16 protein-coding genes and 1 tRNA gene are annotated in these 18,758 nt (G+C 50.1%); 15 read left to right on the top strand and 2 right to left on the bottom strand.

Going from position 1 to position 18,758, the window contains the following annotated elements; all coding sequences use genetic code 11:
- The 7 genes from WN56_RS12040 to purF all read left to right on the top strand — a co-directional run.
- Positions 1 to 1,814: FimV/HubP family polar landmark protein (locus WN56_RS12040; RefSeq protein WP_046075241.1), on the top strand; the 1,814-nt coding region annotated here is incomplete at its 5' end.
- A 136-nt stretch (positions 1,815 to 1,950) separates the two neighbouring features.
- On the top strand, positions 1,951 to 2,736 hold the full coding sequence (truA, locus tag WN56_RS12045) for a tRNA pseudouridine(38-40) synthase TruA (RefSeq protein WP_046075242.1): 786 nt from the start codon (positions 1,951 to 1,953) through the stop codon (positions 2,734 to 2,736).
- A gap of 167 nt (positions 2,737 to 2,903) precedes the next feature.
- Positions 2,904 to 3,830 carry an acetyl-CoA carboxylase, carboxyltransferase subunit beta gene (gene accD, locus WN56_RS12050; protein ID WP_046075243.1) on the top strand — a complete coding sequence of 309 codons (927 nt, stop codon included), beginning with the start codon at positions 2,904 to 2,906 and terminating at the stop codon, positions 3,828 to 3,830.
- A 65-nt stretch (positions 3,831 to 3,895) separates the two neighbouring features.
- On the top strand, positions 3,896 to 5,146 hold the full coding sequence (folC, locus tag WN56_RS12055; RefSeq protein WP_046075244.1) for a bifunctional tetrahydrofolate synthase/dihydrofolate synthase: 1,251 nt from the start codon (positions 3,896 to 3,898) through the stop codon (positions 5,144 to 5,146).
- Positions 5,147 to 5,158: 12 nt separating this feature from the next.
- Entirely contained in the window at positions 5,159 to 5,707 is a 549-nt protein-coding gene (locus WN56_RS12060; protein WP_046075245.1) for an SPOR domain-containing protein, read from the top strand.
- 61 nt (positions 5,708 to 5,768) lie between these two features.
- Positions 5,769 to 6,266 (top strand): CvpA family protein, encoded by a 498-nt coding sequence (locus tag WN56_RS12065; RefSeq protein ID WP_046075246.1) that lies wholly within the window; start codon positions 5,769 to 5,771, stop codon positions 6,264 to 6,266.
- 31 nt (positions 6,267 to 6,297) lie between these two features.
- Entirely contained in the window at positions 6,298 to 7,812 is a 1,515-nt protein-coding gene (gene purF / locus WN56_RS12070; RefSeq protein WP_046075247.1) for an amidophosphoribosyltransferase, read from the top strand.
- Between the two features lie 62 nt (positions 7,813 to 7,874).
- Here purF and WN56_RS12075 read toward each other — a convergent pair whose 3' ends face one another.
- The gene (locus WN56_RS12075; protein ID WP_046075248.1) at positions 7,875 to 8,474 is read right to left on the bottom strand and encodes a Yip1 family protein; all 600 of its coding nucleotides are present in this window, start codon (positions 8,472 to 8,474) and stop codon (positions 7,875 to 7,877) included.
- A 511-nt stretch (positions 8,475 to 8,985) separates the two neighbouring features.
- Between WN56_RS12075 and WN56_RS12080 the strand changes: the two genes are divergently transcribed.
- From WN56_RS12080 to WN56_RS12095, 4 genes are all read left to right on the top strand, one after another.
- On the top strand, positions 8,986 to 10,041 hold the full coding sequence (locus WN56_RS12080; RefSeq protein ID WP_046075249.1) for a response regulator: 1,056 nt from the start codon (positions 8,986 to 8,988) through the stop codon (positions 10,039 to 10,041).
- A gap of 154 nt (positions 10,042 to 10,195) precedes the next feature.
- Positions 10,196 to 10,696 (top strand): transcription/translation regulatory transformer protein RfaH, encoded by a 501-nt coding sequence (gene rfaH, locus WN56_RS12085; protein ID WP_046075250.1) that lies wholly within the window; start codon positions 10,196 to 10,198, stop codon positions 10,694 to 10,696.
- 72 nt (positions 10,697 to 10,768) lie between these two features.
- On the top strand, positions 10,769 to 11,983 hold the full coding sequence (locus WN56_RS12090) for a response regulator (protein ID WP_231637444.1): 1,215 nt from the start codon (positions 10,769 to 10,771) through the stop codon (positions 11,981 to 11,983).
- Positions 11,984 to 12,197: 214 nt separating this feature from the next.
- A complete protein-coding gene (locus WN56_RS12095) occupies positions 12,198 to 13,439 on the top strand; it encodes a response regulator (RefSeq protein WP_046075251.1) in 1,242 nt (413 codons plus the stop codon).
- Positions 13,440 to 13,472: 33 nt separating this feature from the next.
- On the opposite strand, the gene folD is transcribed toward WN56_RS12095, so the two are convergent.
- On the bottom strand, positions 13,473 to 14,333 hold the full coding sequence (gene folD / locus WN56_RS12100; RefSeq protein WP_046075252.1) for a bifunctional methylenetetrahydrofolate dehydrogenase/methenyltetrahydrofolate cyclohydrolase FolD: 861 nt from the start codon (positions 14,331 to 14,333) through the stop codon (positions 13,473 to 13,475).
- A gap of 308 nt (positions 14,334 to 14,641) precedes the next feature.
- Here folD and WN56_RS12105 point away from each other — a divergent pair.
- The 4 genes from WN56_RS12105 (at position 14,642) to clpX (ending at position 18,685) form a co-directional block, all read left to right on the top strand.
- Positions 14,642 to 14,718: transfer RNA gene (locus WN56_RS12105), tRNA-Arg, on the top strand.
- A gap of 337 nt (positions 14,719 to 15,055) precedes the next feature.
- The gene (gene tig, locus WN56_RS12110; RefSeq protein ID WP_046075253.1) at positions 15,056 to 16,360 is read left to right on the top strand and encodes a trigger factor; all 1,305 of its coding nucleotides are present in this window, start codon (positions 15,056 to 15,058) and stop codon (positions 16,358 to 16,360) included.
- A gap of 278 nt (positions 16,361 to 16,638) precedes the next feature.
- Positions 16,639 to 17,262, top strand: coding sequence for an ATP-dependent Clp endopeptidase proteolytic subunit ClpP (gene clpP, locus WN56_RS12115; protein ID WP_046075254.1), 624 nt, complete (start codon positions 16,639 to 16,641; stop codon positions 17,260 to 17,262).
- A gap of 145 nt (positions 17,263 to 17,407) precedes the next feature.
- A complete protein-coding gene (clpX, locus tag WN56_RS12120) occupies positions 17,408 to 18,685 on the top strand; it encodes an ATP-dependent protease ATP-binding subunit ClpX (protein ID WP_046075255.1) in 1,278 nt (425 codons plus the stop codon).
- Positions 18,686 to 18,758: the final 73 nt, after the last annotated feature.

Genomic DNA, 18,758 nt, shown 5'->3' on the forward strand with positions numbered 1-18,758 from the left:
ACGAGCCAGCTGCACCAGAAGCGACTAGCGAGGCAGATGAAACGGCTGACGAGGACGCTGACGACGAACCGCAAGCCGAGCTAAACGAAGACGACGCACCGGCGGACGAATCGGGCACGCCAGAAGTTAGCGGCGAGGAAGATGAAACGACTGACGAGGACGCTGACGACGAGCCGCAAGCCGAGTTAAGTGAAGACGATGCTCCAGCGGACGAGCCAGCTGAGCCAGAAGCTACCGGCGAGGTAGATGAAACGGCTGACGAGGACGCTGACGACGAACCGCAAGCTGAGTTAAACGAAGACGACGCACCGGCGGACGAATCGGCCGCGCCAGAAGCTACCGGCGAGGCAGATGAAACGGCTGACGATGACGCTGATGACGAACCGCAAGCAGAGTTAAACGAAGACGATGCTCTAGCGGACGAGCCAGCTGAGCCAGAGGCTACTCGCGAGGCAGATGAAACGGCTGACGAGGACGCTGATGACGAGCCGCAAGCCGAGTTAAACGAAGACGACGCACTGGCGGACGAGCCAGCTGCGCCAGAAGCTACCGGCGAGGAAGATGAAACGGCTGACGAGGACGCTGATGACGAGCTGCAAGCCGAGTTAAACGAAGACGACGCACCGGCGGAGGAATCGGGCACGCCAGAAGCTAGTGGCGAGGCAGATGACGCGACTGACGAGGACACTGACGACGAACCGCAAACAGAGTTAAACGAAGACGATGCTCCAGCGGACGAATCGGATGAGCCAGAAGCTACCGGCGAGGCAGATGAATCGTCAGCGCCTGACGGCGTTGACAACAATGATGCCTCTACGGATGACGGCGACAATCTCGATGACATTAGCGAAGAAGACTTACTTGATTTAACCAGCCTACCTGAGTACGACGAAGAAGCGGCATTGGCAGACGCTGAACCGGTTGACGAGCAAGAGCAAGCGGATTTAGATAGCGTGCCAGAGCCAGAGCCAGAGCCAGAGCCAGAGCCAGAGCCAGAGCCAGAGCCAGAGCCAGAGCCAGAGCCAGAGCCAAGCAATGAGCGTGACTATGAGTTTGACTCCTTCTCACTTGATGAGTTGGGCGAGTTTGGCGAGGATGACGCACTAAGCGCTGCGCTTGAAGAGCAGCGCGAGCTAGAATCTTATTTAGATGAGCAGCAAGAGGGTGACGCCGCCAAGGAAACGGAAACGCCTGAGCGTGATGAGCGAGATATCAGTGATCTCGACGATGACGATCACCAAGTGGGTGGCTTAAACATGGAGGCACTGCTCTCCGAGTCAGACGATGACACGCCACTGGATCTTTCCTCACTGTCCGATGAAGAAGCGGCAGTGTGGCAGGCTGATAATGAACCTGAGCCTGAAGCAGAGAGTGAAGACTGGAGTCAGCAACCCGCAATAGATCCTGCCTCACTGGAAACCTTTGAACTCGAAGAAGCCTTAGACGAGGATCTACTGGGTGAGGGGGAAGCAGAAAGTGAGCTGATTGGTGAAGAGCAAGAAGAAGATGACTACATCAGCATTGAAGAGCTTATGCGAGATGATGGTTCTACGCCAGATATCGATCCTGATAAAGCGGAAATGAACCTGAATGTGGGTTTAGATGAGTTTCCTGATGTGTTAGAAGATATTAGTGCCATTGATGTGGACGGTGATACTGCAAGTACTGAAGCATCAACGAATCTTGACCTCGCCAAAGCGTATTTGGAAATGAACGATGTCGATGGGGCGATTTCTTTGCTCGAAAAAGTGATGCAATCGGGCAACAAGACCTTGCAGCAAGAAGCGCGTCAGTTGTTAGAACAGCTGAGGTAGTGCAAAAAACAGGTAGCGAGAGCTGCCTGTTTCTTTATGACGGCAGTGATGGCGAAGCACGCGCTTTTAACCTGCAACTCGAAGGCTTTATGGGTATAATGCGGCGCCTTATTGACGAGTAACGAGAAGGCAGGGCATGAGATTCGCGTTAGGCATTGAGTATGATGGTGCTCAGTTTTACGGTTGGCAGAGGCAACGAGAAGTCACCAGTGTGCAGGAACACCTCGAGCGTGCTTTATCGACGGTTGCCAATCACCCTGTCGCCGTACAGTGTGCGGGACGTACCGACTCTGGCGTGCATGGAACAGGACAAGTGGTGCACTTTGACACTGACAATCAACGTCCTTTAAAAGCTTGGACGATGGGTGTCAATGCGAATTTGCCGGATCCGATTGCAGTGCGATGGGCTAAGCCCGTGACAGACGAGTTTCATGCCCGTTTTAGTGCCACTGCGCGACGCTATCGTTATGTCATTTATAATCATCCCTTGCGCCCGGCGATCTTAGCCAAGGGAGTCAGTTACTATCACGCTGAACTTGATGAAACCTTAATGCACCGAGCCGGTCAGTATCTACTTGGGGAGAATGATTTTTCCTCATTCCGTGCCGCTCAGTGTCAATCGAAATCCCCTTGGCGGAATTTGATGCATTTATCGGTCAACCGTCAAGGGCGCTTTATCGTGATTGATATTAAAGCCAATGCGTTTGTGCATCATATGGTGCGCAACATAGTGGGGAGTTTAATGGCGGTCGGTCGTCAAGAGCAGCCTCCTGAGTGGATGGCTTGGCTGCTGGCACAAAAAGATCGAACCCAGGCTGCTGCGACCGCGAAAGCTGAAGGCTTGTATTTGGTTGAGGTGGACTACCCCGAAACATTTGGGTTGCCTCGCTCACCCATTGGCCCCTTGTTTTTGCCGGATTAGGTGATTGTGTCGGCAAGTACGCTGTACGCATACAGCACGGAGACAGAATAGGTAGTACCAGTTTTTTATCCCAAGTCTGACGGACTTGTGATTTAATTCGGTCTAATTTGTTACGAATCCAAGATAGCTGTCCGTTCGCGAGAGCTATCACTAAGTAAAGGTTGTCCATGAGCTGGCTAGAAAAAATATTAACCAAAAGTAATATTGGTTCATCACGCAAGGCGTCGATTCCAGAAGGTGTGTGGACCAAGTGTACGTCGTGTGATCAAGTCCTCTATCACGCTGATGTCGAGCGTAACTTGGAAGTATGTCCAAAGTGTGAACACCATATGCGCATGCCAGCACGCCGCCGGCTCGACGTGTTTTTGGATAAAGACGGGCGTGAAGAGATTGCCAGTGAGCTTGAACCTAAAGATGTGTTGAAGTTTCGCGATTCGAAAAAGTACAAAGATCGCTTAGTGTCGGCGCAAAAAGCGAGTGGTGAAAAAGACGCCCTTGTGGTCATGAAAGGCAGCGTGTTTGATGTACCCGTGGTGGCCTGTGCCTTTGAATTTAAATTCATGGGCGGCTCGATGGGGGCCGTTGTGGGCGCTCGCTTTGTGAAAGCGGTGGATGCTGCGATCGAAAACAACTGCGGTTTGGTGTGTTTTTCTGCCAGTGGCGGTGCGCGTATGCAGGAAGCGCTAATGTCACTGATGCAAATGGCAAAAACAAGTGCCGCATTGGAACGCCTTTCTCGCCACAACCTGCCGTTTATCTCGGTATTAACTGATCCGACATACGGTGGTGTGACGGCAAGTTTTGCCATGTTAGGTGATATCAATGTGGCCGAGCCTAAAGCGATTATCGGTTTCGCGGGGCGCCGAGTCATTGAACAGACCGTGCGTGAGAACCTCCCTGAAGATTTCCAAACCAGTGAGTTCTTGCTTGAGCATGGCGCGATTGACATGATTGTCGACCGCCGAGAAATGCGTCAACGCTTGGCGGGGCTGCTTGCCAAATTGAATAATATTCACTCACCGCTTGTGGTCGATGTAGAGCAAGACAAGCCTGATCTTGAGCCCGAAGCGGCACCGCCTTCTCAAGACCAATAATTGACCGTGTCCCACGGCGCTATCCTTGGTATCATTTGCCCATCATGGAGTAACTGACCAAGTCAATGTCTGAACTACAACATCCAACAGCCACGTCCTCTTTAACGACGTGGCTGTCTTATCTCGAAAGTATCCATACCAGTGCCATCGATCTTGGCCTTGAACGCGTCGCCGCTGTGGCTGATCGCGCGCAACTGACTAAGCCTGCGCCGATAGTGATTACCGTCGCGGGAACCAATGGTAAGGGCACAACCTGTGCGCTGCTGGAATCAATTTTGCAGCATGCGGGTTATCGCACAGGTGTCTATAGCTCCCCGCATCTCATTCACTATAATGAGCGAGTACGCATTGATGGCAAATGGCTCGACGATGCTGCGCACAGTAAAGCGTTCGCGACGATTGAAAAAGTGCGTGGTGAGACTAGCCTGAGCTTTTTCGAGTTCGGCACCTTGGCTGCATTGCAGCTGTTCAAGCAGCACGCATTGGACGTCGTGATTTTAGAAGTTGGCCTTGGTGGACGCCTTGATGCTACCAATGTGGTTGAGCATGACGTATCGGTGATCACCAGCCTTGCGCTCGACCACTGTGATTGGTTAGGTGATGATATTAACCAAATCGGCTACGAAAAAGCAGGTATCTTCCGAGCGGATAAACCTGCTGTTTGCGGTCAGCCTTCTCCACCGGCGAGCGTGGCTGCACACGCTGACAGTATTGGCGCCGAGCTACACCAGCTGGGTTATCAATATCACTATACGCTCACTGATGATACCTGGTGTTGGGCGGCAGGGGCGTTTGAACTGACTGCGTTGCCTATCCCTGCAATACCATTACAAAATGCCGCCACTGCATTGATGGCTTTGGGCGTTGCCGATTTGGAGATTGCAGACACGCACATCTCTGACGGGTTAGCCTCGGTGTCGGTACCGGGGCGAATGCAGGTTGTCGCCAAGGCGCCTTACACTGTGTTTGACGTTGCTCATAATCCGCACGCGGCCGCTTATTTGGCAGAGAAGTTGGCTGAGTGCAAAGCGGAACGCGGCGGGCACGTGCATGCGGTGGTGGCCATGTTATCCGATAAAGACATGGCGGGTACCTTAGCCTGCTTGGATGGTATCGTGGATCACTGGTATCCCGCATCGTTATCTGTGCCCCGAGGCGCCCCCGCCGACAGCTTGCCTGTATCGGCATCACAACAGTTTGCGTCACCCAGCGAGGCCTATCAGCAGGCGTTAAAATACGCTGAACCTGCGCGAGACTGTGTGGTCGTATTTGGGTCGTTTCATACCGTTGGACAGGTAATGAGCGAGCTTAACTAAAACGGAGTCATTGTGGCCAGTAAGTTACAAAAAAGAATCGTTGGTACCTTGGTGTTGGTGTCTATCGGTGTGATAGTGCTGCCAGATGTGCTTGATGGCAAAAAAGAGCATTATCAAGAGAGCTATGAGAGTATCCCGCTACGGGATGATTTTGACAGTGAGGTGAGCCAAACACCGATTCAAGCACCACAAGTGGTTGAGGTGGAGGCGCCAGACACCAAGGTTAAAGAGCATCAAACAAACGCAACGGACAGCGAGCCTGCGTCTAAACCGGTGTCTAGTGAAACAGCCTCTTCGTCAGTCAGTGAGCAAAAAGGGGCGTGGATGATCCGGCTCGGTACCTTTCGTAACCAAGACAACGCACGACGTTTGGTCAAACAATTACGCGAAAAAGGTTACCAAGCACATATCTTACCCAAAGACATTCAGCCAGATGACTTAGCCAAGGTGGTCGTAGGGCCTCACGTCTCCAAATCGGCGCTAGAATCGCAACTGACTGATTTGCAATCTTTGACAGGATTGAAGGGTCAATTGCGTAAATTTGACCCACTCACCCAATAAGAAAACGTTTGCGTGAGCATTTTTTCTGTTAGAATGCGCACGTCTCGAGCAAGTGAATACGATGAATTGGATTGATTACCTCATTATTGGCGTCATTGGTTTTTCGGCGCTAGTTAGTGTGATTCGAGGCTTTGTTAAAGAAGCATTGTCATTGGTGATATGGTTTGGTGCGTTTTTTATCGCCAGTCAGTTTTATACGCAACTGGCGGTTTACCTGACCAATATCGAAGATGCCGTTATTCGTAATGGTAGCGCAATAGCCTTGTTGTTCATTGCCACCTTAATTGTGGGGGCGGTGGTCAATTATGTGATTGCTCAGTTGGTAGAGAAAACCGGGTTGTCTGGTACCGATAGGGTGCTGGGTATGGTGTTTGGGAGTGTGCGTGGTGTACTCATTATTGCCGCGATGCTCTTCTTTTTGGATGCCTTTACGTCGGTGGCTCACACCCAAGCATGGGGGCGGTCGCAACTTATTCCTAACTTTGCGGTAGTGATTGAATGGTTTTTCCACTATCTCGAGAACAGTTCCAGTTTCTTACCTGAGATCGCCGGATCTTAGGATGATATTCGCGTAACAAGGAATCGCTGACATGTGTGGTATTGTTGGAATCGTTGGTAACACCCCGGTCAATCAGTCCATTTATGATGCACTGACGGTGCTACAACACCGGGGACAGGATGCAGCCGGGATTGTCACTATTGACGACAATCGTTTCCGGCTTAGAAAAGCCAATGGCCTCGTAAAGGATGTGTTTCAACTTAAGCATATGCAGCGCTTACAAGGCCAAGTTGGCATTGGGCATGTGCGTTATCCAACCGCGGGGAGTTCGAGTGCGTCAGAAGCGCAGCCTTTTTATGTGAATTCTCCTTACGGTATTACCCTGGCGCACAATGGCAACCTCACCAACGCGCAAGACTTGCGTCAGTCGCTATTCGAGAAAGATCGTCGCCACCTTAATACCACCTCTGATTCTGAAATCCTTCTTAACGTCCTTGCCCACCAGTTATCAACCGCGACATCGCATCCATTAACGGTTGACGATATGTTTGCCGCGGTGGCGTCAGTGCATCGACAAGTGTCGGGGGCTTATGCGGTCGTGGCCATGGTCATTGGTCACGGTGTGATAGCGTTTCGTGATCCTAAGGGCATTCGGCCACTCTGTTTAGGTAAACGTGATACGGAGGCCGGCACTGAATACATGGTGGCGTCGGAGACAGTGGCGTTGGATGCGGTCGGGTTTGATTTTGTCCGTGATGTGGCACCCGGTGAAGCTATCTATATTACGCTTGATGGACAACTGCATACCAGTCAATGTGCGGATGCGCCGAGTTTAAACCCCTGCATCTTTGAATTTGTCTACTTCTCTCGCCCTGACTCCTTTATAGATAAGGTTTCCGTATACGGTGCACGCATCCGTATGGGACAAAAACTGGGGGCTAAAATCCAACGAGAGTGGGATGATGTTGATATTGATGTGGTGATCCCCATTCCAGAGACCTCCTGTGACATCGCCTTGGAGATTGCCCAAGTGCTCGGTAAGCCTTACCGCCAAGGCTTTGTCAAAAACCGTTATGTCGGTCGGACCTTTATTATGCCCGGGCAACAAATGCGTCGGAAATCGGTGCGCCGTAAACTCAATGCTATTCGTTCTGAATTTAAAGACAAACGCGTTCTGTTAGTCGATGATTCGATAGTCCGCGGCACCACCTCGGAGCAAATTATCGAAATGGCGCGCGAGGCCGGGGCAAAAGAAGTGTATATGGCATCAGCCGCCCCCGAAGTGCGTTTTCCTAATGTCTATGGCATCGACATGCCCAGCGTTAACGAGCTGATCGCCCATGGTCGTGAAGTCGATGAAATTGGTCAATTGATTGGTGCGGATGGCTTGGTCTACCAAGATCTTTCTGACTTGGTGGCAGCCGTTGGCGAAGCGAACCCGGCTATTGAGCGCTTTGAGACGTCCGTATTCAGCGGTGAATACGTCACTCAGGATGTCGATCAAGCTTACCTCGAGTATATACAAAGCTTGCGGAACGACGATGCGAAAACGGTACGCGAGCAGCAGCAAGAGCTGGCTAACTTAGAGATACATAACGAGGATTAATTGAAAACGCCGCGATATCTATCGCGGCGTTTTTCAGTGTTAGCCCGCTGAGTGTATGTCGATTAATGGGTAAAGACTGGGCCCATGCCGACATTCCAAAGGATGACAGAGGCAGCAAGGATCGCGACCAGCAGTACTAACCCGCAAGTCACGACAGAGCTCGCATAGATAAACCCTCGCTCTTCAGGGATCTCCATCAATATCGGTACCCCCGTGTAGAGGAGGTAGACAGAGTAGGCAATGCCAATCAAGCCGACGATCATCACAAACCAAACCACCGGGTAGAGCGTGGCCAGTCCTACCATAAAAATGGGCGTCGCGGTATAGGCTGCCAGCTCAAGACACTGAGTGTAAGTTGGGGCAGAGCCAAACGTGCGACTCATCCACAATGTGAGATAGGCCAACGCGGCCACACCACCCAATAATGCGAGATACATGGCACTGGCGATGAACAGTGCGCTTTGTGGGGTCATAAAGATGGGATCCCCTGCGCCGATCTGCCAGCCAATATGGACGCTCGCGTAATAGGCACAAACAGGCGGGATTAACGCAAGTAACAACGCGTGACCAATGCTGTTTGAGGCGGCCTCGTGGCGCTCGCCAATCGCTTTCCATTCCTTTTTGGGATGGGTATATAACCCCAATAAATGACTTAATATCATAGTAACCCCGCTCGTTATTCCCTCAGTGAAGTCAGGTGCAACGGTCGGCGCACGACGCCTCAAGTAAAACGTCTTCTCTGCTGGCGTGTGGAGACAGATGCCGTATACACTCTCCTTTAATAAGGAATAGTTGTTGGTGTCTCAATTGGCAAGTTTTCCTCCTGACAAAAAATCGCCTTGCTGCGCTTTTCTGACTGGCTCGATATTTAGACAATACCGATATACATTCTTGTGATAGACATCATGTATTAATTGTTATAAGTCTTACTTTTAATACAGAGTAGCGTACTCTTATAGTGTCATTGATTTTCAAGCCTTTTTTATGCTGCCGATAAATGGCTTTGACGATTCACCTGCTTGAATGCTAAGAAAATTATTATTTTAAACAGCTGTTTATAGAGCGCTACTGAATTAAATCTCATTAGCGGTCACAGGTGTGTCTGAATTCAACTACGATTAGTGCAGTGAGAATGAAAACAGCCGCTGCTTTGCAGTCCTGGAGGAGAGCGTCGTGTTGCATAATAAAGAGATCTTAATCGTTGAAGATGATCCCGTCTTCAGTCGGATGATTGCGTCTTTTCTCGAAAGAGAGGGAGCGGCAGTACGTGAGGTTGAAAATGGTTTAGAAGGGTTGCAAGCGCTAAGACAGTCGATTCCTGACCTATTGATCAGTGACCTGTCGATGCCAGTGATGACAGGCTTAGAATTCGTTGAGGAGGTGAGCCTTGAATATCCAATGCTACCTATGATCGTGATCTCTGGCACTGGGGGAATGGCTGACGTCGCCCAAGCGCTTCGCTTTGGGGTGAAAGACTTTCTGATCAAACCGATTGAAGATATTAATGTGGTTAAAAAAGCCATCGAGGCGGTGGTTGATGATGCGAACGACGATGTTCACGCCAGCGATGATTTTAGTCAGCAATGGTTTAAAGTGAGCGAGGATACGGATCGCGGGGCATCAGAGACAGAGCTCAAGTGGCACCTTGATGCCTTACGCCATAACCCAGGCAGCGCACGTGAGTTATTAATGGGGCTGATGCCAGAGCCCGATTCGCAACAAGGTGCTTGGCGTCTTTCTTACCATTCACTGCAATCGGCAGATGCCAACCCCATTGTATTGGATTATGCGTGGTTGATGGGCGGGAAAATGGCCTTTTATGTGGTCGACTCTGCCTCCGCAGAGGAAGACGGCACCGCGACCACCTTGATGATCCGTGCGTTTTTTAATGATTTTGTCCGCTCAGGTGATGTCAATGAAAGGGGATTTCTCACCTTGGTAAAACGGATCGAGGATGCGATTCGATCCTCAGCCTACACATCGCCGGTTCGTGCGATGTTCGGTGTATTAAACACCACCGATAATCAGCTTGATATTTTACCGGCGGGGATAAAAGCCACGGTCGATAGCTGTGGAGCGACAAGCCTTGTTCACAGTGATCATTGGTTGGGGCGCGATGCGTTCTCGAGCCAATTTCAAAGCGTCGATCTTCAATCAGGTGATGCGCGTGTGTCGCTGAATGAAGTTGGCTTGAACAGTTTTAGCGTCGATATTCAAAAAATCGCCTAACGATTCAGCGGTACCATGTCGAATCGTTAACCCTAAGCAAAGGTGAGTGGCTTTGATTGGCGCTCGCCTTTGTTGCTGTGTGGGCCTAACATCCGTATACTCTCGTCGCTCTGGACAGGCTGCCACTGTCGATAGACATCAGGGACAGAACGACATGAAACATTGGTATTTACTTTATTGTAAGCGCGCGGAACAGCAACGCGCAGAGCAAAATTTGAAGCGCCAAGGCGTTGATTGTTACTACCCGACCGTGACGGTGGAAAAGTTGCGTCGTGGCAAGTGTCAGCAAGTTGAAGAGCCACTCTTCCCCAACTATGTGTTTGCCTGCTTTGATCCCGACCTTGTGCAGTATACAAGTGTTCGCTCCACGCGTGGTGTGGTTGATTTCGTTCGCCAAGGTGCGTACCCGGTCAAGGTCGACTTGGCATTGATCCAACAGCTGATGACGATGGAAGATTGTGACGAACAACGTGACGCACTCTACCAAGGCTTCAAGCCTGGACAGTCGGTGATGATTGAGCAGGGGCAGTTTGCTGGAACGGAAGCGATCTTCAAAGAAAAAGACGGCGAGAAACGCTGCATTTTGCTGATAAATATACTTAGCAAGCAAACTGAACTTTGTATCAATAACTCCGATATCAGCGCCTCCAGTTAACACGCTCTCCCGGTTTGGCTGCTACACTCATCAAGGTATAGCTTTGAATGAGGGAGGCAGTCGTTGGAGTCGGTGCTTATCGTTGAAGACAGCCGGTCGTTTCGCATGCTGGCTGAACAACAGGTGAGAAAAGCGGGTTTTGCCACTGTGACCTGTACCTGCCTAGCAGAAACGAGGGATGTGCTAGATCACCACACAACCTTTCTCTGTGCGATCCTCGACTATAATTTGCCGGATGCTCACCACGGCGAAGTCATCGATCTCTGTTTAGCCGTCGGGCTTAAAGTGGTTGTCCTCACCGCCTCGCAAACAGAGAAAACGCGTGATGAGATACTATCAAAGCCCGTTATCGATTATATCCCCAAAGACAGTAGTCATTGTATTGATGCGGTTTGCCGACTCGTTAAGCGATTGGCTGACAATCAAGGACACCGTGTGCTGGTGGTTGATGACTCTGCCTCGATACGTAAACGCATCTCTGCGTTGTTAGCGCGTCAGTATCTAACCGTATTGGAAGCTGAAAATGGTGAGCAGGCACTTGACGTGCTGGAAAAAACGCCAGATATATCGCTGATTATCACTGATTATGAAATGCCGAAAATGGATGGCCTTCAGCTTGTGTATGCGCTTCGTAAGAAAGATACCGAGTGCTCACAGGCGATCATAGGGTTGTCTGGACATAATGATAGTGCGCTAACGGCACGTTTTCTCAAAGCAGGGGCGAACGATTATCTGCCCAAACCGTTTAATCAGGAAGAGTTCTTCTGCCGCGTGCATAGCTGTTTGAATGCGATTGATACCGAATGGCGGTTATTTCTCTTGGCGAATACAGATTTTCTCACGCAGCTTTGGAATCGACGCTATTTTTTTGAGCGGGGTGACCAGCTTGCAAATGAAGCGCGTAAGCATTTGGCGATTATTGATATTGATTACTTTAAACGTATCAATGATGACTTTGGTCATCATATCGGTGACGATGTGTTGGTTGAGGTCGCGCAAATGCTGGCAGACGCCTTTCCGGAAGACACGGTCGCCCGATTGGGAGGAGAAGAGTTTTGTGTATTATCGCTTCGTGATTTGACGGTATTTCAGCAATCGCTAGACTCTTATCGCCAATCAGTCGCCGAACGCCCCGTACGGGTGTCAGATCAGACGCTGAAAGTAACGGTGAGCATTGGCGTGGACTCTCAAGCGGCCTCGCTCTCTCGCCTTTTACATATGGCAGATCAAGCCTTGTATCAGGCAAAAGCATCTGGCCGGAATCAAATGGTGGTGCATCAAGGGTAAATGTCTATTTTGTCTAAAAAGTGACACGAAATAACGCATAAAGTGTGCGTTCGGTTGTTGGTGTTGCGTCAAACATCTGCGAGATGTGTGTCATTGTTGAGAAATTTGCGCAATTTCTGTCTACACGCACTCAATTGCCCTTACCCTGTACCGCTTCTTGCCCCGTTGCGTGCATTGTCGCGCAAAATTAACGTGAAGACGTGGTGCGTTGCAGATGGAATATAAAGTGTTGGTTGTGGAAGATAGTCGACCTTTCAGGCGGTTACTTGAAGCCGAGATACGAAAGGCCGGATACATCCCATGTATAGCAAACTCAATCGAACAAGCAGAGACGATCCTCAACCAAGAGACCGACTTTCTTTGTGCTATCCTCGACTACTGCCTGCCTGATGGGCAGGACGGTGAAATCATTGACGTATGTTTGTCGTTGGACATAAAAGTGATTGTACTCACTGCGATGATGGATGCTCGGACTCGGGAGCGTGTGCTAGCCAAAACCGTGATTGATTACATCCCCAAAGATAGTCCCTCGTGCGTGTCATCGATAGCGCCATTACTCAACCGCCTGGAAAAGAACCATCAGCACCATGTGCTAGTTGTGGATGATTCGCTGACAGCCCGTCGTTACGTGCGCAGCTTATTAGAGCGGCAATACCTCAATGTCCTTGAGGCCCAAAATGGCCAAGAGGCATTGGCTATGGTGCGGCGCGATAAGCGAATTTCTTTGGTGATTACCGATTACACCATGCCAGAAATGGATGGAGTGAGTGTGGTTAAGGCATTACGCAAACTGAAAACAGACGGCCAGTTGGCGATTATAGGCTTATCGGGTGAGGAAGATCCCAGCTTAACGGCGCGGTTTTTAAAAGCGGGTGCGAATGACTTTTTGGCCAAACCGTTTAACCAAGAGGAATTTTATTGTCGCTTGCACAGCACACTGAATGCGCTCGATACCGAGCGTCGCCTATTCAATATGGCCAATACGGATTATTTAACCCAAGTGTGGAATCGACGTTACTTTTTCGAGCACCCTCACACACGCTCACACAAGGGGCCGCGGAGTTTGGCACTGGTCGACGTCGATCATTTTAAAAAGATCAATGATCAATTTGGTCATCATATCGGCGATATTACGCTGATTGAGCTGGCAAAGATGATGAAACGCTATTTTCCGGAGGACATGGTCGCTCGCTTCGGTGGGGAGGAATTCTGTATCCTCTACGGCAATGACGAGCAGAGCTTTGTGCGCCGGCTTGAGGCGATGCGAGAAGAATTGGAAAAGACCGTTTGGTCACCCTATGATAAGGCGTTTTCAATCACCATCAGTATAGGGATGGTCCATGCCGATGCCCGTATTGATGAACTTGTTCAGCGCGCAGATAGGTGTTTGTACCAAGCCAAGGCAGGGGGACGAAATCAGCTCATCCAAGATGGACAAACGGATTTAGTATCCTGAAAAAAAAGAGGGCCAGTTTGACCCTCTCTCATGCTAGTGACCATCGTGGTATTGCTCACAGGCCATGAGCGTATTTTCAATCAAGGTCGCGACAGTCATCGGGCCCACGCCACCTGGGACAGGGGTAATATGGCTAGCCTTTTCATAGGCGAGCTCATATTCGATGTCGCCGATAAGCTTGCCGTTTTCCATGCGGTTAATGCCCACATCAATCACAATGGCGCCGGGCTTGATCCAGTCGCCAGGAATAAACTTAGGCTTACCGACCGCGACAACCAGCACATCGGCTTGTCGAACATGGGCTTCTAAATCCTGGGTAAACCGGTGGCACGTTGTGGTTGTACAGCCCGCCAATAGCAGTTCTAACGTCATCGGGCGGCCAACAATATTGGAGGCACCCACGATCACCGCATGTTTACCACGAAGAGGGACATTGTAGCGGTCTAGGAGGGTAATAATCCCTTTTGGTGTGCAAGAACGCAGGGTTGGCATGCGTTGACACAAGCGACCGACATTGTAGGGATGAAACCCATCGACATCTTTGTCTGGGCGGATGCGCTCCAATACGGACGTGGCATCAATCCCTGCAGGTAAGGGCAGTTGGACGAGAATGCCATCAATACTGTCATCCGCATTTAAGGTGTCAATGAGTGAGAGTAACTCTTGTTGAGAGCACGAAGCCGGGAGGTCGTAAGACCTTGACACAAACCCGACCTCATCGCAGACACGACGTTTACTGCCAACATAAACTTGGGAGGCAGGATCGTCTCCGACCAGAATTACCGCCAATCCGGGGGCTCTACGTCCCGCTTGAGTGCGAGCGGAAACGCGGGCGGCAACCTCTCGACGCACGGTTTGCGCGATCAGCTTTCCATCAATGAGTTGTGCGGCCATAACTATCCTTCGGCTAAAGCAATGTTGGCAATAGTGTGACAAAAAACGCACCTAAAAGCTATTACGCAAACGTTTGCTAATGCAGTTTAATGAGGGGGAAGGGAAAAAAAGCACTCAGCCGATCATGCTCGCACGATGCTTGACGAGACTGAAACACAAAAAGCATTAATTTCGCGTTCTCGCCTCACCGCGTGGCATGAATACATAGCCAGTAAATGATGTGGTTTTGAGCAACCACGTCAATATTTTAGGGAAAAGCGTTGACGACGCCTAACGTCGCTTTATAATCCACGCTGCGTAAAGACAGTGCGCCCTTAGCTCAGTTGGATAGAGCAACGGCCTTCTAAGCCGTGGGTCACAGGTTCGAATCCTGTAGGGCGCGCCATTCTGCTTTCTTCCCTGTTTGTCTCACCGAACTGCTCTGAAAATAACCAAACACACATAAAACCGTAAAAAGTGTGATCCTACGCGGTTGAATTGTGAGATATCACCCCAATTTTGATATTGAAACGCCATCGGTCGCCCCTTGTCTCGACTCAGTTGACGGGTGCCGCTATAATAGCGCGTCTTAATTTTCAGTCTCGGATGAGATAGCTCGATACGCCAGTTGCGTGTATCCGGATTCGCAGGGGCTATGACGGATTCATAGCTCAGATGATGCCACCAGTAAAACTGGTAAACATCACTCAGTACCCCTGAGTAAATTTGAGGTTAAATTTATAATGCAAGTTACCGTTGAAACCACCGAAGGCCTTAAGCGCCAAATGACCATCACAGTGCCTGCTGCCAACATCGATGACGCAGTCACTAAAGAGCTACGCAATATCGCTAAGAATCGTCGTTTTGATGGTTTCCGTAAAGGTAAAGTTCCATTGAAGATGGTGTCACGCATGTACGGTGACACAGTACGCCAAGACGTGCTGGGCGAAGTGATGCAGCGTCACTTCATCGAAGCCATGATTCAAGAAAAAGTGAACCCAGCAGGGGCGCCAAGCTTTACACCCGTTGAAAACGAAGCGGGTAAAGATTTGGTCTTTAAAGCTGACTTTGAAGTGTACCCAGAGGTTGAGCTTCAAGGCCTAGATGCTATCAGCGTTGAGAAGCCAAAAGCAGACGTTCAAGAAAGTGATGTGGACGAGATGCTTGATACCCTGCGCAAGCAACAAGCGAGCTGGGTTGAAGCAGAGGGTGAAGCGAAAGAAAACAGCCGTGTCACCTTGGATTTTGTTGGTACCATCGACGGTGAAGAGTTTGAAGGCGGTAAAGCTGAAGGCTTCCAACTAGAAATGGGCCAAGGTCGTATGATCCCAGGCTTTGAAGACGGCCTAGTGGGTAAAAAAGCGGGTGAAGAATTCACTATCGATGTGAACTTCCCAGACGACTACCACGCTGAGAACCTAAAAGGTAAAGCGGCGCAGTTTGCGATTAAACTGCACAAGGTGGAAGAGCAAGAGCTGCCTGAGCTGACAGAAGAGTTTGTACAGCGCTTTGGTATTGCCGATGGCAGCGTAGAAGGCCTGAAAGCGGAAGTGCGTAAAAACATGGATCGCGAGCTCAAGCAAGCGATCAAGAACAAGGTGAAAGAGCAGGTACTTGACGGCTTGGTTGAGCAAAACCAAATCGACGTACCGTCTGCGCTGATTGAGCAAGAAATTGGCACCTTGCGTCAGCAAGCGGCACAACGCTTTGGCGGCAACATGGATAGCGCTTCTCAGCTACCACGTGAGCTGTTCGAAGAGCAAGCTAAACGCCGTGTAAGCGTCGGTCTTCTGCTTGGGGAAGTGATCAAGTCAGAAGAGCTTGAAGCGGATGATGAGCGTGTTAAAGCACTGATCGAAGAAATGGCATCGGCGTATGAAGATCCATCAGAAGTTGTCGCTTACTACGAGAAAGACGAGAAGCTGATGGAAAACATGCGCAACGTCGCGCTAGAAGAGCAAGCGATTGATGCGCTACTGGCAAAAGCCACTGTCACCGAAGCTGAAGTCGGCTTTAGTGACTTGATGAACGCTTCTCAGCAAGCTTAATCAAGGTTAAAAAACGTTTGTGTCGCATTGACACTGCGTAAATGGATTTGCTTACAATGGCCCTAATGACTTGTCATTTGGGCCATTTTTTCCATCTACTGAGTCGCTATATTGGCCGCTTAACCGTCAAGAGTGCGAGACGTTTTAGCCATAAAAAACCTCGCTGGATCATTAAGCTGCGTGCATCGATTTAAGATTTTAGTGACCTGTTACAGCGTTTTGTGCTAAACCTTGGTTAAGGCAAGAGTTATAACGAATTCGATTAGGGATATTACGCTATGAGCCAACAACACAATAATGCCATGCCGCCAATTATGGACGCCCTTGTTCCTATGGTGGTGGAACAAACCTCGCGCGGCGAGCGCTCTTACGATATATACTCTCGCCTGTTAAAAGAACGCATCATCTTCCTCACTGGGCAAGTGGAAGATCAAATGGCAAATTTGATTGTGGCGCAGATGCTGTTCTTAGAGTCAGAAAACCCAGAAAAAGACATTTATTTGTACATCAACTCGCCAGGTGGCGTGGTCACGGCAGGCATGGCGATCTATGACACCATGCAGTTTATCAAGCCTGATGTCAGCACCCTGTGTACTGGCCAAGCGTGCTCAATGGGATCGTTCCTGTTGGCGGGTGGAGCCAAAGGCAAACGTTATTGCCTACCGAATTCACGGGTCATGATTCACCAGCCGCTGGGGGGCTTCCAAGGCCAGGCGTCTGACATTGAAATTCATGCCCAAGAAATGATCAAAACCAAGCACCGTCTCAACACCCTGTTGGCTGAGCACACAGGCCAGCCGATGGAAGTGATTGAACGTGACACCGACCGTGATAACTTCATGGCGGCACAGGAAGCGGTGGACTATGGCTTGGTTGACGCCGTATTAAGTCAACGAGACTAAACCCAACATGCCTTAGGGCGTTGAAATCAAGCAAGCTGCGTGAACAAGCGCAAAGCTTGTCAGTGGTTGGGTCGGAAAAAGTGGCCGATTTGTTGTAAACTCAACATAAGGCAACGACGGGCAAATGCCCCAAAGAGGTTAGCGAATGACAGACAAGCGAAAAGACGGTGGAAGCGGAAAGCTGCTTTACTGCTCATTCTGTGGTAAGAGCCAACACGAAGTTCGTAAGTTAATTGCCGGGCCATCGGTCTACATTTGTGATGAGTGTGTTGACCTGTGTAATGACATTATCCGTGAAGAAATTAAAGAAGTGATGCCAAAGCGCGAGGGAGATAGCTTACCCGCGCCGAGTGAGATTCGTGCACACCTTGACGATTATGTCATTGGCCAAGAGCAAGCGAAAAAAGTGCTCTCGGTTGCAGTCTACAACCACTACAAACGCTTGCGAAACGGTGATAAAAGCGCAGATGGCGTGGAGCTGGGCAAGAGTAACATCTTGCTGATCGGCCCTACCGGTAGTGGTAAAACATTACTGGCCGAAACGCTTGCGCGCTTTTTGGATGTGCCATTTACCATGGCAGACGCCACCACATTGACCGAGGCCGGTTATGTCGGTGAAGACGTGGAAAACATTATCCAGAAGCTGTTGCAAAAGTGCGATTATGATGTCGCCAAAGCGGAGCGTGGTATCGTCTATATCGATGAGATTGACAAGGTCTCTCGTAAATCCGACAACCCATCTATTACCCGAGACGTTTCTGGGGAAGGGGTGCAACAAGCACTGCTTAAATTGGTAGAAGGGACAGTCGCGTCGATTCCTCCTCAGGGAGGACGTAAGCATCCACAGCAGGAATTTTTGCAAGTGGACACGTCGAAAATCCTGTTTATCTGTGGCGGTGCGTTTGCGGGGCTCGATAAAGTGGTTGAGCAGCGTGTCGATACAGGCTCTGGCATTGGCTTTGGTGCGCAGGTTAAAGGCGCCACGGACCGTTCAGCCGATGAGTTCTTTGGCAAAGTTGAGCCCGAGGACATGGTGAAGTATGGCCTGATCCCTGAATTTATCGGCCGTCTACCCGTAACCGCGGTGTTGAGAGAGCTTGACGAAGATGCCTTGGTGCAAATTCTGCGCGAGCCGAAAAACGCGTTGACCAAGCAGTATGGCGCGTTGCTTGAACTCGACGGGGTGGAGCTGGAGTTTCGAGACGACGCACTGCGTGCTATCGCCAAAAAAGCGATGGAGCGTAAAACGGGTGCACGTGGCCTACGCTCGATTGTCGAAGCTGTCTTGTTGGATACCATGTACGACTTACCGTCAATGAAAGACGTGAGCAAAGTGGTGATTGACGATTCAGTGATCCGAGGCGAATCTGCACCTCTACTGATGTATGAACACACGGATAACCAAGCGGCGGGTGGCGAGTAATATCGTTACACAAGGTTATCAGTGATATAGAAAAAGGGAGTGACAACTCCCTTTTTTATTTTCTGACGGTTGA

This window comes from Salinivibrio sp. KP-1, from assembly GCF_000968645.1.
Taxonomy (GTDB): domain Bacteria; phylum Pseudomonadota; class Gammaproteobacteria; order Enterobacterales; family Vibrionaceae; genus Salinivibrio; species Salinivibrio siamensis.